Source organism: Lentzea sp. NBC_00516 (assembly GCF_036346835.1).
GTDB lineage: Bacteria > Actinomycetota > Actinomycetes > Mycobacteriales > Pseudonocardiaceae > Lentzea > Lentzea sokolovensis.
In genome coordinates this window covers 5146051-5169246 of record NZ_CP107840.1, presented here as the reverse complement: position 1 = coordinate 5169246, position 23196 = coordinate 5146051, and the positions used below count along the sequence as shown (strand labels likewise).

The following is a 23196-nucleotide window of genomic DNA, read 5'->3' as shown; positions in this document are numbered from 1 at the left end:
CCCTGTGACAGTCGAGTTCTCATCGGCCAGCGTGACAGCGGCCTCTCGGCATCGGCTCGACTCCGCACGGCCAGGGCTTTTCAGGACCTGTTCTTCGGAACGGCCAGTGCGGCCAGAGCTCCGCAGAACGTGAAGACGCCGGCGCCGAACAGGGCGAGCCCGTAGCCGGAGCCGAGCGAGTGCTGCAACGGTTCACCCTGAGCCAGCAAGGAATCCGCGCGGGCCGACGACATCGTCGCGAGCACGACCAGGCCGATCGCACTACCCATCTGGCGGATCGTGTTGAGCAGACCGGACGCCAGCCCCGTCTGTTCGCGCGGCACACCGGACGTCGCGGCGTTCGTGGTGGCGTTGAGGACGGCGCCCATTCCCAGTCCCAGTAACGTGGTCGGGACGAGAACCGAGCCCAGGAACGTCGACGTCTCGTCCGCTGTGGACACCCAGAGCAACCCCAGGCACGCGGTGAGCAGGCCGGCGATCAGCACCGGCCGCGGGCCGATCTTCGGCACGATCCTGGCCACACCGAAGCCGCCGACCGCGATGCCGATCGACAGCGGCAGGTAGCCGAGGCCGGTGGCGAGCGGGCCGAAGCCCATCACCTGCTGCATCACCAGAGTCAGGAAGTAGAAGGTGCTGAACAGGGCCGCGATCGCGAAGAACGCCACGATGTTGGCCGCCGTCACCGCCCGGTTGCGGAAGATGCCGAGCGGCATCAACGGGTGGTCGGACACCATCTGCTGCCGCAGGAAGAACGCGAACAGCACCACCGCGAGCACCAGTGAACCGCTGACCTGCCAGGAACCCCAGCCGTACTCGTGCGACTGCGCGATGCCGTAGACCAGCGCCATCAGGCCGATCGTCACGGAGGTCGCGCCCGGTACGTCGAGGCCCTTGCGGCCGCCGTTGCTCGGCGTCTCCGGCACCGCCCCGCGGATCATGGCCATCAGCGTGATGCCCAGCGGCACGTTGATCAGCAACACCCAGCGCCAGCCGAGCGACTCGGTGACGATGCCGCCGAGCAGCACGCCGACCGCGCCTGCCGAACCGGAGACCGCGCTCCACCAGCCGAACGCCTTGGCACGGGCGGTGGGATCGGTGAACGTGGTGCCGAGGACCGTCAGCGACGCCGGTGCCATCACGGCCGCGCCCAGGCCCTGGAACCCGCGGGCCGCGATCAGCGTGCCGGGCGAGGTCGCCATGCCACCGACCGCGCTGGCGACGGTGAACAGGGCGGCGCCGAGGAAGAACACCCGGCGCTGCCCGAAGAGGTCGGCGAGCCGGCCGCCCAGCAGCAGGAAGCCGCACACCGCGATCGTGTACGCGCTGTTGACCCACTGCAGGTGGTGCCGTTCGAACTTCAGCTCGTCGAAGATCGAGGGGAGTGCGACGTTCATGACCGAGGCGTCCAGCACGTTCATGAACTGCGCCAGGCAGCAGACGGCCAGCACGAGGCCGAGTCTGCTGGCCGGCTTGCTGATCGTGGCCGTCATGAGCGCACCAGGCGGAAGAACGTCCGCAGCTCCTCGACGAGCACGGCCGGGTTCTCCAGCGCCGGGAAGTGACCGCCCGACGGCATCTCCTTCCAGTACCGCAGGTCGGTGAACCGGTGCTCGGCCCACGGCCTCGGCATCCGCGCGTCCGCGGGGAACACCGAGAACCCGGTCGGCACGCCGACCTGAGTCAGCGGCGACTTGTTGTAGCTCTCCCAGTACAACCGGCCCGACGAGGCGGCCGTCGCGGTGAACCAGCACACCGACACCATGTCGAGGATCCGGTCGCGCGGGATGATCTTCTCCGCGTCACCGTCGTGGTCGCTCCACGACCAGTACTTCTCGCCGGCCCAGCCCAGCTGGCCGATGGGGGAGTCGGTCAGTCCGTACGCCAGCGACTGCGGCTTCGTGTTCATCACCGCCGCGTAGGCGGATTCCTTGGCCGCGAACTCCTTGAGGTTCGAGAGCCCTTTGTAGTCCTCTTGGGACAGTTGCACCTCGGCCTCCGGAGCGGAGGCGAACGGCATGACGAGGTGGATCGCCTCGACGTGGTCCGGTGCGATGTGGCCGAGGATGCCCGTGATGAACGAGCCCCAGTCGTTGCCGTGCGCGAAGAACCGGTCGTAGCCGATGCGTTCCATGAGCGTCACCAACATCGCGGCGATGCGTTCCAGCGTCCAGCCGGTGTCGGTCGGCTTGTCGCTGAAACCATAGCCGGGCAACGAAGGTGCGACGACGTGGAACGCGTCGGCGGGGTCCGGTGGATTGGTCAGCGGTTCGATGATGTCGAGGAACTCCGCGACCGAACCCGGCCAGCCGTGCGTGATCAACAACGGACGGGCCTGCGGGTGTGGTGAGCGGGCGTGCAGGAAGTGGATGCCGACGCCGTCGATCGATGTCTTGAACTGCGGGATGGCGTTCAGCCGCGCCTCGGTCGCGCGCCAGTCGTAACCGTCTGCCCAGTACTCGCTCAGCTCCTGGGCATACGCCAGCGGCATGCCCTGCGACCAGTCGTCGACCGTCTCCGCGTCCGGCCACCTGGTCGCCGCCAGCCGGGTGCGCAGGTCCGCCAGTTCGGAGTCGGCGACAGCGACCCGGAACGGCACGAGTTCAGCGTTCATGGTGGCGAGGCTAGGTTTCCGTGCTCGATTCCGGGTCGACGTGCTGCGGCGATCTTCCGGATCGAGCCGCTTTCGAGGTGGGGCGTGCACTGTCGGAGCCCGACGTCCGACTCGTCGCGAGCCGTCCCGCAATTCCGGAGGTGCCACCTTGTCTGCCCATGAGCTGGAAGAGTTCCCGTTCGCCGGCTCGTCCTATCACGGACCGGCTCCCGCCTACGCCACGATGCGCGCCGAGTGCCCGGTGGCGAAGGTGCCGACGGCGGGCGGTGTGGATGCCTGGGTGGTGTCCCGGTACGAGGACGTGCGGGCCGCGCTGGCCGACCAGCGGCTGAGCCGGGCGCTGACCTGTGTGGAGGGTGCGCCGCGCATCGGCGGATCGATGACCACCACCCCCGAGATGATCATCTCGCTGGACAGTTCCGAGCACTCGCGGCTGCGCAAGCTGGTCGCCGGGGCGTTCACGGTGCGGCGCGTCGAGGCGATGCGGCCCAACGTGCAGCGGGTGTGCGACGAGCTGCTGGACGCCATCCAGGAGAAGGGGCCGGTGGTCGACCTCGTCGAGCAGTTCTGCGTGCCGCTGCCCCTGACGGTCATCGGTGAGATGCTCGGCGTGCCGAGCGAGGACCTGCGGGCCTTCGAGCAGGACGCCCGCGCGTTCGCCACGGTCGACGACCGGGCGGGCGGCGAGGAGTCGCTGGCCGCGCTGGGCAGGCTGAACGACTACATCGTCGGCCTCATCGCGGACAAGCGGGCGAACCCGGGCAACGACATGCTGTCCGACCTGATCGCGGCCAGGGACAACGACGACCGGCTCAGCGAACGGGAGCTGGTGACGTTCGGCTTCACCCTCATCGGCGCCGGATTCGACACGACCGCGAACCAGCTGGCCAACTCGCTGCTGGCCCTGCTCGAACACCACCGCGACGACTGGGACAGGCTGGCCGCCCAGCCGGAGCTCATCCCCACCGCCGTCGAGGAACTTCTGCGGCACGTCAACCTCTTCGCCACCGACACGACCGGTTTCCCGCGCATCGCCGCGGAGGACGTGGAGATCGGCGGCGTGCGGATCCCGGCGGGCGACCCGGTGATCTTCTCGCTCACCTCGGCCAACCGCGACGGGGCGGTGTTCGCCGACCCCGACAAGCTCGACATCACCCGCGAGCACAACCCGCACATCTCGTTCGGGCACGGCATGCACTACTGCCTCGGCAAGCAGCTGGGGCGGATGGAGATGGCGATCGCGCTCGAGGGCCTGCTGCGACGCTTCCCCGACCTGCGGCTGGCGAAGCCGGAGAACGAGCTGTCGTGGCACCACGGCGAGATCAACCACACGCTGAGCACCCTGCCGGTGATCTGGGGATAGGAGAAAGCCATGCCCGACAAGCAGTGCGAGGTCAGGCTGGCCAGGCACGTCGTGGACGACCTGACCCTCGAGCACTTCGACGTCGTCGAGGTGGCCGTCCCCGAACCCGGTGACGGTGAGGTGCTGGTCCGCGTCGACTACGTGTCGGTGGCCGCCGCCTTCAAGGAGTTCATGAGGTCCGACTGCCAGATCCCCGGTGTGCCGCCGTGGAAGGTCGGCGAGCCCGCCGGTGCCGGTGGTGTGGGCACCGTGGTCAAGTCGAACAGCCCCGATCTGGCGGTCGGGGACCTGGTGCAGTCGTTCGGGCCGTGGCAGGAGTACTGGTCGGGGCCGGCGCAGCAGTTCATCAAGCAGAACCCGCACTACGTGCCCAGCCCCGTCTACTTCCTGTCGCAGGGACCGACGGCGTACTACGGCATGGCGACCATCGCGCAGGCCGGTGAGGGCGACGTCGTGTTCGTCACCGGTGCCGCCGGCGGTGTCGGTTCGCTGGCCGGGCAGATCGCGAAGGCCCGTGGTGCCAAGGTGATCGGCTCGGCCGGCAGCCAGGAGAAGGTCGACTGGCTGGTGAACGAGCTCGGGTTCGACGCCGCGTTCAACTACAAGGACGGCCCCGTGGCCGACCGGCTGCGCGAACTCGCTCCCGACGGCATCAGCGTGTTCTTCGACAACGTGGGTGGCGAGCAGTTCGAGGCCGCGATCCAGGCGGCCCGCCCGCACGCGCGGTTCGCGTTGTGCGGCGCTCTCGCCAACCAGAACGACGGCACGGCCGAGCACCCGCGGATCGACCTGATGACGGCGATCACGAAGCACCTGGAGATCCGGCCGTTCGCCTGCTACCACCTGCCGGAGCAGATCCAGGACTGGGTCGTCCACTTCGGACAGTGGTTGCAGGAGGGCAGGTTCGTCTTCCCGCACACCATCGTCGACGAGGGCGGGATCAAGACCGTGCCGCAGGCGTTGCTGTCGCTGTTGGCGGGCAAGTACACCGGCAACGTGACGGTCAAGATCTCCTGACACGCGCACGGTGAGAAGGGGGCGCCTGTTTGAACTGGTCCCCAGAAGTTGGACTGGCTAACTGAAGGTTAGGCCGCGAGGGCCTGGGCTCGGTATTGGACCGGGCTCAGGCCCTTGAGCGTGGTCGAGATGCGGGTGGTGTTGTACCAGCCGATGTAGTCGTGCAGTGCCGCGGTGAACTCTGCGATGGTGTCGAACTTGTTGTGGTGGAACAGTTCTTCCTTGAGGTGACCGAAGAAGTTCTCGGCTAGGGAGTTGTCGAGGCAGTTGCCCCGTCTCGACATCGACTGAGTCAAGCCCGCGTCGGTCAGCAGGGTGCGCCAGGAGGCGTGCTGATACTGGAAACCCTGATCGGAGTGCATCAGCGGCCGGGCGCCGGCCTCGGTGGGCAGGGTCGCGATCGCCTTGCGCAGCGCGGAGTTCGTGAGTTCCAGTGTCGGTGATGGGCCGTAGGTGTAGGCGATCACAGACCGGTCGAACAGGTCGATCACCGGGGATAGATAGAGCTTGTCCACGCCGATCCGGAACTCGGTCACGTCAGTGACCCATTTCGTGTCCGGAGCGGACGCGCTGAACTCGCGGCCGAGCACGTTGTCCGCGACCGTGCCGGTGTGTCCCAGCCAGGACCGGTACCGCCGCGGCCGCCGCACCTTGCAGACAAGGCCGAGGACGTTCATCAGCTTCAGCACGGTCTTCTTGGTCACCCGCCGGCCCTGCCGTGCCAGCACGATGTGAACCCGCCGATGCCCGTAGCGGCCGTGGGCGGACTCGAACGCCTCGGTGATCGCGGTCTTGAGCTCGGCCTGCGGGTCGGGTCGGGTGAGTCTGGCCTGGTGATAGAAGAACGTCGAGCGGGCAAGCCCGGCGGCCGCCAGCAGCACCGGCAGCGGATAGTCGGCCTTGAGGGTGGCGATGACCTGGGTCTTCACTCTCGCCCCTGCTCCTTCAAGGCCCGCAGTTTTTCCAGGAACGCCACCTTCGCGGACAGCTCCAGATTCTCCTGCCTCAGGCGGTCCAGCTCGCTGAGCCCGGACGGGTCGACAGGCTTGGCAGGCCGGCCTTTCGACTTGGGCCGCAACCCGTCCTCACCGTCACGCCGATACAACCTGACCCAGGTCTCGACCTGCTTGGGCGAGGCCAGATCATGCTCGCGGGCCAACTCGATCGCGGTCGCCTCACCCGCGACGAACCGGCGCACTATCCCGAGTTTGAACTCGAACGTGAACGACCGCTTACCCGGCATGGACACCAACGCTCCCGCGCTTCGCAGCCTCCAACGATCACGCAAGCGTCGCACCGCCGACCGCGACACACCCAGCCGGGTCGCGACAGCCTTCTCGCCATGCCCGGCTTCGAACAACGCGACAGCAGACTCCCGCTGCCACTCACTCAACGAACTACGCGGATGCAACAAACCGCTCCCCGGAGAGTCGGAACTGGATTCCCAGTCCAACTACCGGGGAGCGGTTCAGTTCTGGCGCCCCCTTCGAGGTTCATCCGAGGCGTTGTGCCGTGATCTGGATCGCGGCTTCCCTTGCCGTGGTGCCGTTCGCCAGGCGCACCACCGCGTTGCCGTTGCTGACGAACTCGTCGCCGCGCAGCACGGCGTCCTGGGCGATCTCGATCGTCCCTGGTGCCTCGGTCAACTCCTCGTTGATCCGGTAGCTGAACGTGTCAGGCCCCGTCTGGGTCCACGTCCCGGCTCCCTTTCCGCCCACGACCAGCATCGCTGTGCCGTCGCGCGCGAACTCGAACTCGCTCTCCGTGTGGCCGCCGGGTCTGCCGACTCGGGCGCGCCACCTGCCCACCGCAAGAGTTCCCATGCTCCCCAGGGTTTCCGCCCCAGCTAGACCTGGACTCAAGGGTCACCGAGCAGGGTTGACGTCGACTGCCCTACCGAGTGGAAAGAAGCTGGAGGCGTCATGTCGGACGCACCATTTGCCGGACAGCAGGTCGTCGTGACGGGTGGGGGAACCGGCATCGGCCGCGCGGCGGCGCTGGCGTTCGCCGACCTCGGCGCCGCGAACGTGATCATCACCGGCCGCCGGGAGAACCGGCTCACCGAGGTCGTCGCCCTGCATCCCGCTATCACCGCGGTCGTCGCGGACGTGACGACCGACGAAGGCGCGCAGAAGGTCGCCGACGCCGTGAAACTGGGCGGCGGCAGGGTGGACGTGCTCGTGCACAACGCCGGCATCTTCCGGTTCACGCCGGTCGCCGGTTTCGACCTGGGCACCGCCCGGGACGTGCTGGACACCAACCTGGTCGGCCCGCTGGTGCTGACCGCCAAGCTGTTGCCGCAGCTGACTTCTCCCGGCGGCAGCATCGTGTTCGTCTCCAGCAACGCCGGGCACATCGCGGTGCCGGGTGGTGGCGTGTACGGCGCCAGCAAGGCCGCCGTGGACAGCCTGGTCCGCAGCTGGGCCCTCGAACTGGCCCCGCAGGGCATCCGCGTCAACGCGGTCGCGCCCGCCGCGGTGCGCACGGAGGTCTACTCGGCCAACGGTTTGAGCCCCGAGGAGGTCGAGGGCTACTTCGGCTTCCAGGCCTCGCAGACGCCTCTGGGGCGCACCGGCGAGGTCGACGACGTCGTTCCGTGGATCACCCGTTTCGCCGAGCCCGCGAGCTCCTGGGTGACCGGGCAGGTCATCACGCTCGATGGCGGCGCTGACCTGGCGTGAGCCAACTTTTCCGACTAGGAGGAAGACCCAGATGACCAGCAGCGCCACCGAGCCAGGTGTGGAGACGTTCCCGTACAAGCGCACATGCCCGTTCACCCCACCCGCGCAGTACACCGAGATGGCCGAGGAAGACGTCGTCGAGGTGACGCTGACCGGTTCCGGGCTGCGGATCTGGACGATCAGCGGCTACCACACCATCAAGCAGCTCCTGACGGACCCGCGGATCAGCGCCTCGCGCAAGCACGACAACTTCCCGTTCTACTTCATCGCGCCGCCGGAGTTCCGCACCGAGACGTCGTTCATCGGCTACGACAACCCGGAGCACACCAAGACCCGGCGCAAGGCGGCCGTGACGTTCACCAACCGCCAGGTGAAGCGGCTGCGCCCGCGCATCCAGGAGATCGTCGACGAGTACATCGACAAGATCCTGACGATGACGCCGCCGATCGACTTCCACCGCGAGTTCTCGCTCGCCGTGCCGATGACGGTCATCTGCGAGCTGCTCGGCATTCCGCAGGACGAGCACGACTTCTTCATCGAGCACGGCACCTGTCTGCTCGGCGGGCACTCGACGCCCGAACAGCGTCAGGCCGCGATCGTCGAGGTGAACGCCTACGTCGACAAGCTGATCACGCAGAAGGAGCAGGAGCCCGGCGAGGACCTGCTCAGCCGCGCGATGGCCGAGTACGCCGCGTCCGGCGAGGAGTACACGCGCCGCGACCTGTTCAACATGATCCGCCTGCTGATGAACGGCGGCCACGAGACCACCGCCTCGATGCTGTCGCTCGGCACCGCCGCCCTGCTGGAGAACCCGGACCAGCTCAAGCTGCTGCTGGACGACCCGGAGGGCATGATCGAGCCGGCCGTCGAGGAGCTCGTGCGCCTCGCGACCATCGGTGACACCGCCATCCCGCGCGTCGCGCTGGAGGACATCGAGATCGGCGGCAAGACCATCAAGGCCGGCGACGGCATCCTGTGCCTGGGCCTCAACGGCAACCGCGACCCGGAGATCTTCCCGGAGCCGGAGAAGCTGATCCTGGAGCGCGGCACGCGCAAGCACCTCGGGTTCGGGCACGGTCTGCACCACTGCATCGGTGCCGACCTCGCGCGCCTGGAGATGCAGCTCGTGTGGGCGACGCTGTTCCAGCGCATCCCGTCGCTGCGGCTGGCCAAGCCGTTCCTGGAGATCCCCCGCAAGGAGGGCGCCGTGATCTACGGCCTCTGGGAGCTGCCGGTCACCTGGGACATTCCCGCGGAGGACTGAGACGCGAAAGGGGCCCCGCACTTCGGTGCGGGGCCCCTTTGCGTTGTGCCGTCAGTCCTTCGGGATGTTCGGGCGCTGCACGTGCCCGGGAACCCTGGTGTGCTTGCTCGCCGGCAGCACCCCGCCGACGAGGTAGTCGTCGACCAGCGAGTCGAGAACCTCGTTGCCCGCCAGCCCGTAGACCTCGTGGTCGCCGGAGTCCTCGACGAGGACGAGCGGGTGGTCCAGCAGCGCGGCCAGCTCGATGCCGCCCTCGACGCGGTCCATCGGGTCGCCGTCGGCCTGCACCACGAGACCCTTGGGGTAGCCCGGCTGGGCGAGCTTCGTCGGCGGCTCCAGGCTTTCGAACGTCCGGAACGCGCCGACCCACGGCTGGGCGCGCAGCACGCCGTAGCCGTACGGGTGCTGGGCGCGGTGTTTGCGGACGTCGGCGTAGTAGACCTCCAGGTCCTGCGGCCAGTAGGTCTCCAGCGTGATGGCCTCCAGCACGCCGACCCGCAGGTCGCCCTCGGAGTCCTGCGGCCGCCAGGTGGCCTGCCCGACGATCAACGCCCGCGCCTTCTCGAAGTTGCTGTCCTGCAACGTGGTGCGCAGGTCGCCGATGAGGTAGCCCAGCGAGTCCCACTGCCCGCGGTCCGTGGACCTCGTGCCCACCGCGCCGTCGAACAGCGTGCGGAGCTGGATCTGGTCGCCCTCTTCCAGCTTCGCGACGACGGCCTCGATCTCGGCGATGACGGCTTCCCGCGTGTCGCCGAGGTGGAAGTGCCCGTCGCGCTCGGCGGTCCAGTCCGCCCACAGCGCGACGTTGCGGTAGACCGCCTCCGCCTGCGTGACGAACTGCTGGCGCCAGGTCCACTGTGGATTGATGCACGAGTCGAGGACCGTGCGGTCGAGGTTCTCCGGGAACATCGTGCCGTAGACGGCGCCGACGTACGTGCCGTACGCGTACCCGACGAACGAGATCTTCTCCTCGCCCAGCACGACCCGGATCAGGTCCATGTCACGGGCGGTGTTGCGGGTCGTGATGTGCGGGCGCAGCTCGCCGCCGCCCTTCTCACATCCCAGCTCGCGCAGCCGCATGTCCTCGGCCAGCTGCTCGAAGAGCGAGTCCGGCGGCCGGGAGTCGAAGGGCGCCTTGGGAATCGTCACCTCGGCGTAGAGCTTGGTGGACTCGCCGTACCCGCGCGGGTCGAACCCGATCAGGTCGTAGGCGGTCCGCACCCGCTTGCCGAGCCGCTTGATCAACCCGAGGCCGTCGCCGCCGTCGCCACCGGGCCCGCCGTTGACGGCCAGCAGCACGCCGCGGCGCTGTGTCCTGTCCGTGGCCTTGAGACGAGCGACGGCGATGGTGAGCTTGGGACCGTCCGGGTCGGAATAGTCGCGTGGCACGACGACGGTCGCGCGTTCAAGGCCGTCCTCGAACGGCGGTGACCAGTTCACCTGCTGGTCGTAGAACTCCTTGAGGGGCACGGTGGAACCTCCGCGGGTGGGTGTACGCCGACACCGCAGAGTCGCAAGACGGCCTCGAATGCCGCCGGAGCAGCACGCGCGTTCTGGCGCCCATGAACGCTCAAGGTGGTCTCCACCACGTGCACAGCGCTGCTGGGCAAGGTGAAGCACGTCCGGCGAGCCGCAGATCCGTGGGAGAACTGCCATGCCAAAGATCACTTACGTTTCGCACGACGGCATCGAGACCGTTGTCGACGTTGCCCAGAACGACTCCGTGATGCGCGGCGCGGTTCTCAACGGCATCAAGGGAATCGTCGCCCAGTGCGGTGGTGGGGCCTCGTGCGGTACGTGCCACGTGTACGTCGACCCGGAGAACACCAAGCCGCTGTCGCAGATGCACCAGGTGGAGGACGAGCTTCTCTACTTCACCGCCTGCGAGCGCAAGGAGAACAGCCGGCTGAGCTGCCAGATCCCCGTGACCGAGGAGCAGGACGGGCTCGTCGTGCACATGCCTGAGAAGCAACTCTGAGGGAGAGAAGCATGAGCAAGCGACGGGTCGCCCTGGTCACGGGCGCCACCAGCGGAATCGGTCTCGAGGTCGCCCGCAGTCTCGGCAGGGAGGGGCACGCGGTCTTCGTCGTGGCCCGCAACGCCGAGAACGTCCAGACCACGGTGAAGCAGCTGCGTGAAGAAGGCATCGAGGCCGACGGCGCCGCCTCCGACGTGACGTCCACAGAGGAGATCCGCGCCGCGGTGCAGAAGGCCGTCGAGGTCTTCGGTCCCATCGAGATCCTCGTGAACAACGCGGGTCGCGGTGGCGGCGGCATCACCGCCGAGCTGGACGAGGACCTCTGGCTCGACGTCATCAACACCAACCTCAACGGTGTCTTCCGGTTCACCAAGGAGGTGCTGTCGACCGGCAAGATGGTCGAGCAGTCCTGGGGCCGGATCATCAACATCGCCTCCACAGGAGGCAAGCAGGGCGTCGTGTTCGCCGCGCCGTACTCGGCGTCCAAGCACGGCGTCGTCGGGTTCAGCAAGGCCGTCGGCATCGAGCTCGCGAAGTCCGGCATCACCGTCAACGCGGTGTGCCCCGGCTACGTCGAGACGCCGATGGCCAGCAGGGTTCGCCAGGGTTACGCGAACCACTGGGGTGTCTCCGAGGAAGAGGTCCTCGAGAAGTTCAACGCCAAGATCCCGCTGGGTCGGTACAGCACGCCGGAAGAGGTCGCCGGTCTCGTGACGTATCTGACCACGGACACCGCGTCCTCGATCACCGCACAGGCGCTCAACGTCTGCGGCGGGCTGGGCAACTACTGACATGCGCGGCGAGTCGGTAGTCGTCGTCGGGGCCGGGCAGGCGGGCTGCCAGGTCGCGGTGTCCCTGCGCGAGCAGGGACACCGCGGCCCCATCACGCTCATCGGTGACGAGCAGGCCGCGCCGTACCAGCGGCCCCCGCTCACGAAGGCCTACCTGGCGGGGGAGACCGACCTCGCCGGGCTGGTCCTGAGACAGGACTCGTACTACGACGACCACGGCATCAAGCTCGTCCGAGGCGAGCGGGTGATCGGGGTCGACCGCCAGGCGCGGGTCGCGGTGCTGGGATGTGCCCGCACGATCAGTTACGACCACCTGGTGTTCGCGACGGGCGCGCGGCCACGGCCGTTGCCCATCCCCGGCGCCGAGCACGTGCTGAACCTGCGCACGGTCGCCGACGCGGACGCGATCAGGCAGCGGCTCGAAGGCCAGATCGGGCTCGACGTCGTCGTCATCGGCGGAGGGTTCATCGGCCTCGAATTCGCCGCCGTGGTCAGGAAACTGCGCCACGAGGTGACCGTCGTCGAGGCGCAGGGCCAGGTGATGCAACGGGCGGTGTCCGCGGAGACGGCCCAGCACCTCGTCAACCGCCACCGCAGCGAAGGCGTCCAGATCCTCACCGGAACGGGCGTCGCCGCGGTCAAGGAAGGCCTGGTCGAGCTCACGGACGGCACGGTGCTCGTCGCGGACCTCGTGGTCGCGGGCATCGGCGTCATCCCGAACACCGAGGTCGCCCAGCGCGCGGGGCTCGCGGTCGACAACGGCATTCTCGTCGACTCCCACCTGCGCACCGTCGACCCGCACATCCACGCGCTCGGCGACTGCGCGCGGTTCGCCAGCACGCACGCCGGCGGCCTGATCCGCCTGGAGTCGGTGCAGAACGCCACCGACCAGGGCACCACGGTCGCGGCGGCCATCATGGGCAGCGCGGAGCCCTACACCGCCCTGCCGTGGTTCTGGAGCGACCAGTACGACGTGAAGCTGCAGACCGCGGGCCTCACCAACGGCCACGACCGCACGGTCACCGTCGGCGACCCGGCCGAGGGCAGGTTCTCGGTGTTCTGCTTCAAGAATGACAAGTTGATTGGAATCGAGGCCTACAACAGGCCGATCGACTTCCTGATGGGGCGCCGGATCCTGGAGGGCGGCAACTCGCTCACCCCGGAGATCGTCGCCAGGCCCGGCTTCGACCTGCGCGCAAGCCAGCAGAAGGCGGCCTGAGGAGATGCCGTCCGCGGAGGAGGAAGCCGGGCTACAGCCAGCCGGCTTCCTCGGCGATGCGGATGGCGTCCACCCGGTTGCGCCCGTTGAGCTTGGTCATGATCGTCGTCATGTAGTTGCGGACCGTGCCGACCGAAAGGGACAGCGCGACAGCGATGTCAGGCGCGTCGGCCCCGTTCGCGGCCAGCCGGAGGACCTCCAGCTCGCGGTCGGTCAGCGGGCACTCGCCGCGGTCCCACGCGGCCAGGGCCAGCTGGCTGTCCACGACGCGTTCCCCGGCGGCGACGCGGCGGATCGCGTCGGCGAGCTCCGTCGGCGGCGCGTCCTTGAGCAGAAAACCGTCCACACGGGCCGCCAACGCCCTGCGCAACGTCCCCGGACGGCCCAGCGACGTCAGCATCAACGTCCTGACCTGCGGCATCGTCTCGCGGATCGTCGACGCGGCACTCAGCCCGTCGAGGATCGGCAGGTCGATGTCGATCACACAGACGTCGGGACCGTGCTGGCGCGCGGCCGGCACGATCTTGTCGCCGGAGCTCACCTCGGCCACGACCTCGATGTCCGGTTCGAGGTTGAGCAGCGCGATGAGAGCACCGCGCACCATGTGCATGTCCTCCGCGAGCAGAACCCTGATCATCGCGCCCCTCCGCGCGACACCATATCTCCCAACGTTCATGTCGCGCTCCACGCCACATCAAGGCGGCCCGGCAAGGGTGAACCGAGCTGCCTCGCGAAGGGATGCGTCATGGAACGCAGCGTCAACGTGACAGTCGTGTACTACTCCTCGACGGGAACGATTCACCGGATCGCCTCGGAGATCTCCGAGACGGCCGAGAAGCACGGCGCCGAGGTGCGGCTGGTACGGGCTGCGGAGCTGGCGCCCGAGGCCGCGTGGCGGTCCAGGCCCGCCTGGGCGGCGCACCTGGAGGAGACCGCGGACGTGCCCGTCGCGTCGGTCGACGACGTGCTGTGGGCCGACGCCGTCGTCTTCGGCACGCCGACCCGCTTCGGCAACGTGTCCGCGCAGCTCAAGCAGTTCATCGACACGCTGGGGCCGGCCTGGTTCAGCGGCCTGCTGGCCGACAAGGTGTACAGCGCGTTCACCTCCGGCGGCAGCCTGCACGGAGGCATGGAGACCACGCTCGTGTCGATCTACAACATGGTCTGCCACTTCGGCGGGATCATCGTGCCGCCGGGAGGGAACCTGAATCCCTACGGAACCTCTCACGTCCTGGGCGCGGACAACCTGCCGGTCGACGAGATCGCGTTGCAGGCGGCCCAGATCCAGGCGGAACGCGTCGTGCGCGTCGCACGTGCTCTGAAGGAGGTCTGACCGCGATGCGAGTCAAGGATGTCTTCGTCAACGGCAGCGGCGTGCGCCTGCCCTCGACGCTGAACGTCGCGGACGCGATCGCGTCGGGGGAGTGCGAGCCGAAGCTCGTCTCGCGCACGGACGTCGAGTCCGTGTCCGTGTCCCCGCACGAGTCGGCGGCCGAGATGGCGGTCGAGGCGGCACGGGTCGCGTTGGCACGGGCGGGATCGCAGCCCGACGACATCGACCTGATCCTGCACGCCACCACCTACCACCAGGGCCAGGACCTGTGGCCGGTCGGTTCCTACATCCAGCGCGAGACGGTCAGGAACTCCTGTCTGGCGCTGGAGATCCGGCAGATGTCCAACGGCGGTCTGGCCGCGATGGACCTCGCGGTGTCCTACCTGATCGCCCGTCCCGGCAGGGATGCCCTCCTGACGTCCTCAGATCGCTTCTGCCTGCCGGGAATCGACCGCTGGAAGACAGACCCCGGAACGCCCTACGGCGACGGTGCGTCGGCTCTCGTGCTGTCCACTCGGGGCGGCTACGCGAAGCTGCTTTCATTGGCTATCAACGCTGACTCGGATCTCGAACCGTTGCACCGCGGCGACGTGCCGTTCGGCCTCGCGCCGTTCTCGCACCGCATCCCGGTGGACTTCGAGGAGGCCAAGCACACGTTCAGCCGCGAGTTCGGGCTCTCCTACGGCATCAACAAGGCCAACGCGGGCCAGGCGCTCGCCGTGGAGCAGGCGCTGTCCGACGCCGACATGAAGATCGGTGACGCGGACTGGATCATCCTGCCGCACTTCGGCCGCCGCCGGCTGGACGTGAACTACCTGCGCCCGTACGACATCGAGCCGGAGCGCACCACGTGGGAGTGGAGCCGCACGGTCGGGCACCTCGGCGCCGGCGACCAGTTCGCGAGCTTCGACCATCTGGTGCAGACGGGCAAGGCGACGTCGGGCCAGCGGATCGTGATGTTCGGCGTGGGCGCCGGCTACAGCTGGGGTTGCGCGGTCATCGAGATGCTCTGAGCGGCAACGGGATCTCGGCGCGCAGCCGGTAGGTCTGCCCGGACGTGGGGCCGGCCCGCAGGTCACCGCCGAGCGCGCGGACGCGGGTGGTGAGGTTGCCGATCCCGCTGCCGTCGCCCGTTCTCCGTTCGGTGGCAGGGATTCCGTCGTTGACGACGTCCATGGTGACGAGGTGCGGTGAGCAGGCGAGCACGATCTCGCAGTGTTCGGCCTTGCTGTGCCGCAGGAGGTTCGTGACGCCCTCGCGCAGCACGGTCGCGAGGGTCACCCTCACTTCGCCTGGCAGGTGGTCGCAGGAATCGATCCGCACGGTGACCTCGATGTCGGCGGCGGACAGCAAAGCCTGCGCCGACCGGGATTCCTCGTCGAACGACAGTTCGCGGTAGCTCAGCGCCACTGACCGGACGTCGGCGAGGGCTTGCCGGGAGATCTCCAGCACCTCGGTGAGCTCCTGGCGGGCCCGGTCCGGATCGACGGCGGCCAGCCGGTGGGTGAGCTCGCTCTTCAACGTGATCGCGGAGAGGCTGTAGCCGAGCAGGTCGTGCAGGTCGCGGGCGAACCGCAGCCGTTCCTGGGCCACCGCCGACGTCGCGAGTTCTTCCCGTGCCTCGTGCAGTTCGGTCACCATCGACCGCAGCCGGGTCAACGCGTACAGCACGAGTCCGTGGTTCGTCACGGCTATGAGGCCGTAGGCGACCCAGGAGGCGGAGAAGCCGGTCGCGGTCCAGACGAAGTACTGACCAGCGGCGATCGCGATGAACCCCGACCAGCCGTACGGGCGGGGCAGGAGCAGGGCCGCGGACCCCGCGAGGAAGCCGGGCACGCTGATCAGCGCGTTGCCGTACATCCACACCGGCACGTACACGCAGCCGGCCATGGCGGCGAGCACGGCGAGGCTGCTCATCAGGTCGAGCCTGACCTGAGGGCGGCCGACGAGGGTCAGCACCAGCGCGAGTTCGATCGCCGTGGCGAGCACCGCGATCGACATCCCCGACAGTCCGATTCGGGGGAAGTCGAAGGCCACCTGCGACAGCGACATCAGGCCGTAACCGATCACCACCGTGGTGAACAGCACCTGAGCGAACCGGGTGGCCATCGGCCGGCCCGCAGGCCGTGCGCGGCTGTCGGCAGGTTCCTCCGACGCCGGCTCGACCGGTACCTCCGCGTGCAGCCGGTAGGTGCCGTCCGGGGAGGTCTGGGCGAGCAGAGAACCGCTGATGGCCGTGGCGCGCGTGGTGAGGTTGGTGAGGCCGCTGCCCTGATCGGCACCGGACTCGGCGGGAGCACCGTCGTTGACGATGTCGAGCGACGCCGCGGGGCCGCTGCCAGAGATGGTGATGGTGCAGCGGGTGGCCTCGCTGTGCCGCAACAGGTTCGTGACGCCCTCGCGCAGCACCGTCGCGAGCACGGTCCGGGACCGCGGTGAGAGTTCCTGGTGGTCCGTCTCGATGGTCGTCGCGACCCCGGCCGCCGTCAGCACGGACCGCGCCGAGTCGATCTCGTCGTCCAGTGACAGTTCGCGGTAGCTCGACGCCACCGCACGAACGTCCGTCAGGGCTTGCCGAGCGATCCCGAGGATCTCGGCCAGCTCCCGCATCGCGCGCTCGGTGTGGGCACCGAGCAGCTTGCGCGCCAGCTCCACCTTGAGCGTGATGGCCGACAGGCTGAACCCGAGCAGGTCGTGCAGGTCACGGGCGAACCGCAGCCTCTCCTGCGACACCGCCGGCGAGGCGAGTTCGGAGCGCACGGTCTCAAGCTGCTTCACCTGCGACGGCAGCCGGGACAGGCCGTACACGACCAGTCCCGCGACCAGCGACGAGATGACGTAGTAGACCTGGGTGGAGGTGTCCTCGACGCTCCACGCCTGGATCAGCCCGTTGCTCAGCGCCACCGCGCCGTACACGAGCCAGCGGATCCGGCCTGGCAGCACCAGCAGCGCGCTGCCGGCGAGGAAACCGTGCATCCCGGTCCACTCGACCGGGAAGAACAGCAGCGGGCCGTACACCAGCGCCGCCATCGCGCCCAGCGCCAGGTACGCCTTCCCGGAACGCAGGTCCGCGCCCGGCCTGCTGAACACCCGCAGTTGCAGGTACCCGATCGCGAGCAGGCAGGCGAGCGAGCCCACGATCCTGGCGGGCGTCGCGCTGACCGTCACCACGTCGAGGAAGCTGTCGAGCAGGTAGTCGGCGAACACCACGCTGATGACGAAGTACGCCAAACGACGGGACACCGACGAGCGTTCCTGTCGTTGCGTCACAGTGGCAGCTTCCACGCGAGGGCCGGGCCGCGGCAACATCAGCTGCTTCAGTTGAGCGGCAAGGGGATCTCGGCGCGGAGCCGGTAGGTGTGCTCGGACGTGAGGCCGGCCTGCAGATCGCCGCCGAGCGCGCGGACGCGGGTGGTGAGGTTGCCGATCCCGCTGCCGTCACGGGATTTCTGCTCGACCGCGGGGATGCCGTCGTTGACGATGTCCATCGTGACCAGGTCACGTGAGCTGGCGAGCACGATTTCGCAGTGTTCGGCTTTGCTGTGCCGCAGGAGGTTCGTGACGCCCTCGCGCAACACGGTCGCGAGTGTCACCGTCACTTCCTTGGGCAGCTGGTCGCAGGCGTCGATCCGCACGGTGACCTTGATGTCGGCGGCGGACAGCAGCGCCTGCGCCGACTGGGTCTCCTCGTCGAACGACAGTTCGCGGTAGCTCAGCGCCACGGAGCGGACGTCGGCGAGGGCTTGCCGGGAGATCTCCAGCACCTCGGTGAGCTCCTGGCGGGCCCGGTCCGGGTCGACGGCGGCCAGCCGGTGGGTGAGCTCGCTCTTCAACGTGATCGCGGAGAGGCTGTAGCCGAGCAGGTCGTGCAGGTCGCGGGCGAACCGCAGCCTTTCCTGCGTCACCGCCGCCGTCGCGAGTTCTTCCCGTGCCTCGTGCAGTTCGGTCACCATCGACCGCAGCCGGGTCAACGCGTACAGCACGAGTCCGTGGTTCATCGCCGCCATCACGCCGTAGGCGATGTCGACGGCCGGATAGTCGAACACGCCCTGGATGACGCCCTGACCGGCGACGACCGCCACGAACCCCGCCCAGCCGAACCACCGGGGCAGGATCAGCGCCGCGGAGCCCGCGAGGAAGCCCGGCACGCCGCCCAGATAGGGATTGTGGAACACGACCTGCGGCACGTACACGGCGGCGGCGAGCCCGGCCAGCGCCGCGTAACCGAGCGCTGGATGCATCCGGACGCGCGGACGGCTCACGATGGTCAGCACCAGTGTGGCGATCACCGCGCTGCTGACCGCCGCGGCCGCGAGCGCGGCAGCGCTGACAGCGGGGTTGTACGACGCCAGCATCGGCGCCATGAAGGCGTACCCGACCACCACCGCCGTGAGCAGCACCTGCGCGAACCGGGTCGCGATCGGGGGACCGGCCGGTCGTCGCGAGTCGCTCGCCGGTTCCGCCGGGACCGGTTCGGCCGGCACCTCGGCGTGCAGCCGGTAGGTGCCGTCCGCGGAGGACTGGGCCAGCAGGGACCCGCCGACGGCTCCGGTGCGGGTCGCGAGGTTCGCGAGGCCGCTGCCCCGGTCGGTACGGGTCTCGGCGGGCGCGCCGTCGTTGACGATGTCGATCGACGCCATCCGGCCGTCACCGTCGATGGTGATCGAGCAGCAGGACGCCTCGCTGTGGCGCAGCAGGTTCGTGACGCCCTCGCGCAACACGGTCGCGAGCGCCGTCCGCGACCGGGGTGAGAGTTCGGTGCCGTTCACGTTGATCGTGGCCGTGACGCCCGCCGCGGTCAGCACGGACCGCGCGGACTCGATCTCGTCGGCCAGCGACAGTTCGCGGTAGCTCGACGCCACCGCACGAACGTCCGTCAACGCCTCGCGGGCTATGCCGAGGATCTCCGCCAGTTCGCGCAGGGCGTGGTCGGTGCGCTCACCGATCAGCTTGCGGGCGAGCTCGACCTTCAGCGTGATGGCCGACAGGCTGAAACCGAGCAGGTCGTGCAGGTCACGGGCGAACCGCAGCCGTTCCTGCGACACGGCGAGGTCGGCGAGGTCGGACCTGGCCGTCTCCAGCTGCTTGACCAGGGAGGGAAGCCGGGACAGGCCGTAGACGACCAGGCCGGCGACCAGTGACGCCGCCACGGCGTAGGCCAGCAGGCCGAGCTGGATGCCTGGTCCCGCCTTGGTCGCGGCGTTGGCCAGCGCCACGCCGACGAACACGAACCACCGCACCCGGCCGGGCAGCACCAGCAGGCAACTGCCCGCCAGGAATCCGGGCATGCCTCCCCACGCGTAGGCGAAGAACGGCACCGGCACGAACACCAGCAGCGCCATCGCGCCCAGCGCCAGGTACGCCTTGGCGGACCGCAGGTTCGCGCTCGGCCGGGAGAACACTCCCAGTTGCAGGTAGCCGATCGCGAGCAGACAGGCCAGCGAGCCGACGATCCGCACCGGCGTGGCGCCGGCCTGCACGACGTAGATGAAGGCGTTGCCGAGGTAGTTGGCGAACACCACGCTGATCACGACGTACGCCAAACGACGGGAGACCGACGAGCGTTCCTGTCGTAGCGTCACAGCAGCTCCCACGCGAGGGTCGGGACGCGGCCATGATACGGGCGCTTCCTGGGAAGTCTCGCGTTTTGGCATCCGCGATCGGAGCAACATGGCGATGGCTCAACACCTCTGGACGACGACGAGTCCGGCCCCCGCCAGATAAGCGACGACATCTCCGACCAGAGTCTTCTCCACCTGCAACGCCTCGGCCACCTCAGCGATCGTGTTCTCGCTGTGCAGCAACGACTTCGCTATCTCCGTTGCGGGCGCGCTGTGCAGAATCACCTGATAGGAGAGTCCTGGACACGCCAGGGCCTGGTCTCCGTTGAGGCGCTCGATCTCGGTGCGTGGCCGCATGCGGACGATCGCGTCCTCATCGATGTGCGGCAACGCGAACACGGCGTCACGGGTGACCGCGACGACCGACAGGATCGGCCCGGCGCCGTCGTTCAACCCGAGCGACGGGACAAGACAACCACCCAGCTCGTCGAGCGTGTTCTTGAGCTTGCGCCAGATGAGGCACGGCCCGGAGCCCGTCTTCCACCGCACGAAGTTCTCGTGCAGGGCGGAGATGTTCTCCAGCGCCACCGGCCCGAGGCTCATCCGGTGCAACGCCTCGCGCACGAGCGGGCTCGTGTCGGCGATCTCGATCGCACCCCATCTGCCGTGCACCGTCAGGTGCTCGGCGCCCTCGTCGACGAAGGCGTCCTCCAGCAACGACCACAGCGGCCGCCCTTCGGGGATGTGCGACTGCGTGGGCAGCACGGCGCCTCCGCTCTGACGGGTGAGCATCACATGAACAACGGGATCGGGTTGAGCTCTTCGTACTGCCGGGGTCGTGCCAGCCGACCAAGTTGTACCGGTACGTCGTAGAGGCGCCCTTGAGCGAGTCTCGACCAGAAGTGCCGCAGTCCCGGCACCACCACCCGGACGACCGGGAGCTTGACGTCGGGCCGGGTCTGGTCCAGCACCAGCACCTCCATCCCCTTGGCCTCCAGGGTGCTCTGGATGGCGCGGATGTCGTCGGTCAGGTCGGGGCGGTGGACGTAACCGTGGTGGTAGACGTCGTGCGCGGGCACCGAGGAGTCAGGAGCGAGCCAAGGGTGGTCGGCGAGCCGGACGGTCTCGATCCAGTGCCGCATGTCGACGTCGAACTCCGAGAGGTCCACCTGTCCGCACAGCGCGGGCATGCACTGGTTCAGCTCGGCGAGCGCGCGTCGTGCCGCGATGCGAGGATCCAGGTGGGCGCCGCAGCCGAACATGATGTCCTCGCGTGGTCCGTCGCCGGTGCGGCGGGACACGGCGACCATCGTCGGCACGCCGAGGTCCGCGGTGACGTCGAGGAGCCACACCTCACGGCCGAGGCCCGCGTGCACCTCGCGGAGTTCGTTGATCCACGGGTCGTGGAACGAGTCCAGGTCGAGGCCGGGCACCGGCGTGCGGTTGTACCACCAGATGGCGACCGCGTCCCGTTCGACGAGTTCGAGCAGTCCTTGCAGCACTGCGTCCTCAAGACTGCTGCCCGCGGCGCAGCCGTTGGAGTCCGACGCGACGCTCGGCGGACAGGGGGCGCCGAAGTAGAGCATGCCGGTGGGCATGAACTTGTGCCGTTGCTCGGTGAGCGACCACAGCGGGGACCAGTCCATCACCTCGTCCTCGTCGAACGGGGTGGTGACGTGCTGGAACGCCGAGTGGCCCGCGTTCCACGCCTCGCGGTCCGCGAACTGGCGCGGGTGGTACTGCTGCACGGCGTCGGGGTGGATCGCGAGGTCGCCCAGCGAGGAGTAGCTGCCGCTCACCCGCGCCTCCTCGCCGAAGTAGGTGCCACTGCGCCGCTCCACGGCCTCGCAGAGCGCTCCGACCTGGGCGTCGAGCGGAGTGACGCCCTTGCCCCCTGTGTCGGCGCGCAGCGCCGAACGCAGTCCTTCGACGCCCTCGCCCGTCGCCGCGACGTTCGAGCCGGACACGAACGAGTTGAAGAACGCCGGCCCGCGAACGTTCCTGCGGATCTCCCGCACGATGCCGGTGACCGGTCCGATGAGGTGCCGGTAGGTGTCGAGCACCTCCTGCGGGGACGACGACCGGTGGCCGCCGCCCTCGCAGGAGCGCTTCACGCGACTCGTGAGTTCGACCGGCTCGAACGCCCTGCGCGCGACAACTTCGGGGTCACCACAGCCGTGGCACTGCGGACGGCGCCGCACGTCGTGCTGCGTGACCTTCATGGAGAGGCTGTCGTAGTTCCAGATCGACTGCTGCGTCTCGTGGCGGATACCCGCGAGCCACTTGGTCGCCTCGACCGAGGCGATGTCCAGAGCCGTCGCCTGCAGCGATGGCAGTCCGATGGCCGGACGAGGTGCGGGACCACGCTGTCCGCACCGCGCTCGCACGTGGGCCTCCGCCTTGCGGTTGGCCGACAGGCGGACGGCCAGGCAACGCCAGCAGGGGCCGTCGCCGGGGGTGAAGAAAGGACCGACGCACACCTGCGCCCCGACCGGCTTGACCAGCAGCCACGGCGTGCCTGCCGCGCGATGTGCGGCGTCGACGTCGCGGAGTTCGGGGGCCAGGTAGTCCGCACACGCCACTACCGTCAGGTCGCCACTCCCCGAGGTGACCGTGAGTCCGTTGCGGTGCAAAGCTTCCACGAGCGCGCCACGATCGATGTCGCCGATCGCGACGACGGAGACCAGCGACGTCGTCGTCGCCGCCACCGCGTCCGTGGGGTCGAGACCCGCCGCGTCCCAGTACGCGAGCGAGGCCTCTGTCGTGGCCGAACCGTCCTCCGCGCCCCATCTGCCTATCAGTCCCGCCGCGGCGAGGCGCGTGAGCATGCGCGCCACCGTGTCGGCGGTCAGATCGGCTGGGGCGTCGCGCAGCAGCGCGGCCAGGTCGCGAGTGCCGTCGAGCAGCGGCGCGAGCGATTCCACGTGGGTGCCAGAAATCGCCGTGACTCCGGATTCGCCGATGAGGTAGACGGCTTCACCCTGCACGATCTGCGGCCGGAGGTGTCGTTTGAACCCGATGCGTTGGTCGCCCGGTTCGGCCAGTTCGGGTCTCATGCCGCGAGAACGTCTTCGTGAGCCTGGAAGCGGTCGCCGGGCGTGGTCCAGCCGGTGGAGCCGATGATCCAGGTCCAGTCCATCGAGGCCTCGCGGTCGAACTGGTAGATCTTCATGTCGTCGGAGTCGTCTGTGGCGGTGGGGACGGAAGACAAGTGCTCCACGGTGACGGTGGGGTACATGTTCATCTCCGATGTTTGCGTGTGATTTGTTGTGGGTAATGATGGGGACCAGCGCTAATGGATCGGTAGTTACCGGCTAATGCGCCTCCGTATGAAGTTTTCATACCCGGCACGGGCAGAACTCACCTGACATCGATGGC

At 68.5% G+C, this 23196-nt stretch carries 21 protein-coding genes; 9 read left to right on the top strand and 12 right to left on the bottom strand.

Annotated features, from left to right (window positions below; translation table 11 throughout):
• Window positions 1-80: 80 nt before the first annotated feature.
• Together OG205_RS22605 and OG205_RS22600 are read right to left on the bottom strand one after the other, a co-directional pair.
• Window positions 81-1490: an MFS transporter gene (locus OG205_RS22605; protein ID WP_330270103.1), complete on the bottom strand. Its 1410-nt coding sequence runs from the start codon at window positions 1488-1490 to the stop codon at window positions 81-83.
• Complete coding sequence (locus OG205_RS22600) at window positions 1487-2611, bottom strand: epoxide hydrolase family protein (RefSeq protein WP_330270102.1); 1125 nt, start codon at window positions 2609-2611, stop codon at window positions 1487-1489. The genes OG205_RS22605 and OG205_RS22600 overlap by 4 nt, the downstream gene beginning before the upstream one ends.
• A gap of 148 nt (window positions 2612-2759) precedes the next feature.
• Between OG205_RS22600 and OG205_RS22595 the strand changes: the two genes are divergently transcribed.
• Together OG205_RS22595 and OG205_RS22590 are read left to right on the top strand one after the other, a co-directional pair.
• Window positions 2760-3974, top strand: a complete 1215-nt coding sequence (locus OG205_RS22595; RefSeq protein WP_330270101.1) for a cytochrome P450 — start codon at window positions 2760-2762, stop codon at window positions 3972-3974.
• A 9-nt stretch (window positions 3975-3983) separates the two neighbouring features.
• Window positions 3984-4991, top strand: a complete 1008-nt coding sequence (locus OG205_RS22590) for an NADP-dependent oxidoreductase (protein WP_330270100.1) — start codon at window positions 3984-3986, stop codon at window positions 4989-4991.
• A gap of 68 nt (window positions 4992-5059) precedes the next feature.
• On the opposite strand, the gene OG205_RS22585 is transcribed toward OG205_RS22590, so the two are convergent.
• The 3 genes from OG205_RS22585 to OG205_RS22575 all read right to left on the bottom strand — a co-directional run bounded on the left by OG205_RS22585 (window position 5060) and on the right by OG205_RS22575 (window position 6814).
• Window positions 5060-5920, bottom strand: coding sequence for an IS3 family transposase (locus tag OG205_RS22585; RefSeq protein WP_330270099.1), 861 nt, complete (start codon window positions 5918-5920; stop codon window positions 5060-5062).
• The gene (locus OG205_RS22580) at window positions 5917-6384 is read right to left on the bottom strand and encodes a transposase (RefSeq protein WP_442916576.1); all 468 of its coding nucleotides are present in this window, start codon (window positions 6382-6384) and stop codon (window positions 5917-5919) included. The genes OG205_RS22585 and OG205_RS22580 overlap by 4 nt, the downstream gene beginning before the upstream one ends.
• Window positions 6385-6484: 100 nt before the next feature.
• The gene (locus OG205_RS22575) at window positions 6485-6814 is read right to left on the bottom strand and encodes a hypothetical protein (protein ID WP_319978447.1); all 330 of its coding nucleotides are present in this window, start codon (window positions 6812-6814) and stop codon (window positions 6485-6487) included.
• A gap of 99 nt (window positions 6815-6913) precedes the next feature.
• On the opposite strand from OG205_RS22575, the gene OG205_RS22570 reads away from it, so the two are divergent.
• Window positions 6914-7672, top strand: a complete 759-nt coding sequence (locus tag OG205_RS22570) for an SDR family NAD(P)-dependent oxidoreductase (protein WP_330270097.1) — start codon at window positions 6914-6916, stop codon at window positions 7670-7672.
• A 31-nt stretch (window positions 7673-7703) separates the two neighbouring features.
• Complete coding sequence (locus OG205_RS22565) at window positions 7704-8936, top strand: cytochrome P450 (RefSeq protein WP_330270096.1); 1233 nt, start codon at window positions 7704-7706, stop codon at window positions 8934-8936.
• Window positions 8937-8987: 51 nt separating this feature from the next.
• Here OG205_RS22565 and OG205_RS22560 read toward each other — a convergent pair whose 3' ends face one another.
• Complete coding sequence (locus OG205_RS22560; protein WP_330270095.1) at window positions 8988-10406, bottom strand: alpha/beta fold hydrolase; 1419 nt, start codon at window positions 10404-10406, stop codon at window positions 8988-8990.
• A 184-nt stretch (window positions 10407-10590) separates the two neighbouring features.
• Here OG205_RS22560 and OG205_RS22555 point away from each other — a divergent pair, with 184 nt between their 5' ends.
• From OG205_RS22555 to OG205_RS22545, 3 genes are read left to right on the top strand one after another with little or no spacing between them, the layout of a single operon-like run.
• Window positions 10591-10914: a 2Fe-2S iron-sulfur cluster-binding protein gene (locus OG205_RS22555; RefSeq protein WP_093600065.1), complete on the top strand. Its 324-nt coding sequence runs from the start codon at window positions 10591-10593 to the stop codon at window positions 10912-10914.
• An 11-nt stretch (window positions 10915-10925) separates the two neighbouring features.
• The gene (locus OG205_RS22550; RefSeq protein WP_330270094.1) at window positions 10926-11705 is read left to right on the top strand and encodes an SDR family NAD(P)-dependent oxidoreductase; all 780 of its coding nucleotides are present in this window, start codon (window positions 10926-10928) and stop codon (window positions 11703-11705) included.
• A 1-nt stretch (window position 11706) separates the two neighbouring features.
• On the top strand, window positions 11707-12924 hold the full coding sequence (locus tag OG205_RS22545) for an NAD(P)/FAD-dependent oxidoreductase (protein WP_330270093.1): 1218 nt from the start codon (window positions 11707-11709) through the stop codon (window positions 12922-12924).
• Window positions 12925-12955: 31 nt separating this feature from the next.
• Here the strand turns inward: OG205_RS22545 and OG205_RS22540 are convergent, their stop codons facing one another.
• On the bottom strand, window positions 12956-13561 hold the full coding sequence (locus OG205_RS22540) for a response regulator transcription factor (protein ID WP_090070935.1): 606 nt from the start codon (window positions 13559-13561) through the stop codon (window positions 12956-12958).
• A 108-nt stretch (window positions 13562-13669) separates the two neighbouring features.
• Between OG205_RS22540 and OG205_RS22535 the strand changes: the two genes are divergently transcribed.
• Together OG205_RS22535 and OG205_RS22530 are read left to right on the top strand one after the other, a co-directional pair.
• A complete protein-coding gene (locus OG205_RS22535) occupies window positions 13670-14257 on the top strand; it encodes a flavodoxin family protein (RefSeq protein ID WP_319978439.1) in 588 nt (195 codons plus the stop codon).
• A gap of 5 nt (window positions 14258-14262) precedes the next feature.
• Window positions 14263-15270, top strand: coding sequence for a ketoacyl-ACP synthase III family protein (locus OG205_RS22530; RefSeq protein ID WP_330270092.1), 1008 nt, complete (start codon window positions 14263-14265; stop codon window positions 15268-15270).
• Here OG205_RS22530 and OG205_RS22525 read toward each other — a convergent pair.
• The 5 genes from OG205_RS22525 to OG205_RS22505 form a co-directional block, all read right to left on the bottom strand.
• Complete coding sequence (locus tag OG205_RS22525; protein ID WP_330270091.1) at window positions 15254-17527, bottom strand: sensor histidine kinase; 2274 nt, start codon at window positions 17525-17527, stop codon at window positions 15254-15256. The two genes, OG205_RS22530 and OG205_RS22525, sit on opposite strands and share 17 nt — an antisense overlap.
• Before the next feature lie 47 nt (window positions 17528-17574).
• Window positions 17575-19839, bottom strand: coding sequence for a sensor histidine kinase (locus OG205_RS22520; protein WP_330270090.1), 2265 nt, complete (start codon window positions 19837-19839; stop codon window positions 17575-17577).
• A 99-nt stretch (window positions 19840-19938) separates the two neighbouring features.
• Window positions 19939-20610, bottom strand: a complete 672-nt coding sequence (locus tag OG205_RS22515; RefSeq protein WP_330270089.1) for a hypothetical protein — start codon at window positions 20608-20610, stop codon at window positions 19939-19941.
• Entirely contained in the window at window positions 20610-22874 is a 2265-nt protein-coding gene (locus tag OG205_RS22510) for a TOMM precursor leader peptide-binding protein (RefSeq protein WP_330270088.1), read from the bottom strand. The genes OG205_RS22515 and OG205_RS22510 overlap by 1 nt, the downstream gene beginning before the upstream one ends.
• Window positions 22871-23056: a hypothetical protein gene (locus OG205_RS22505; protein WP_330270087.1), complete on the bottom strand. Its 186-nt coding sequence runs from the start codon at window positions 23054-23056 to the stop codon at window positions 22871-22873. The genes OG205_RS22510 and OG205_RS22505 overlap by 4 nt, the downstream gene beginning before the upstream one ends.
• Window positions 23057-23196 lie beyond the last annotated feature (140 nt).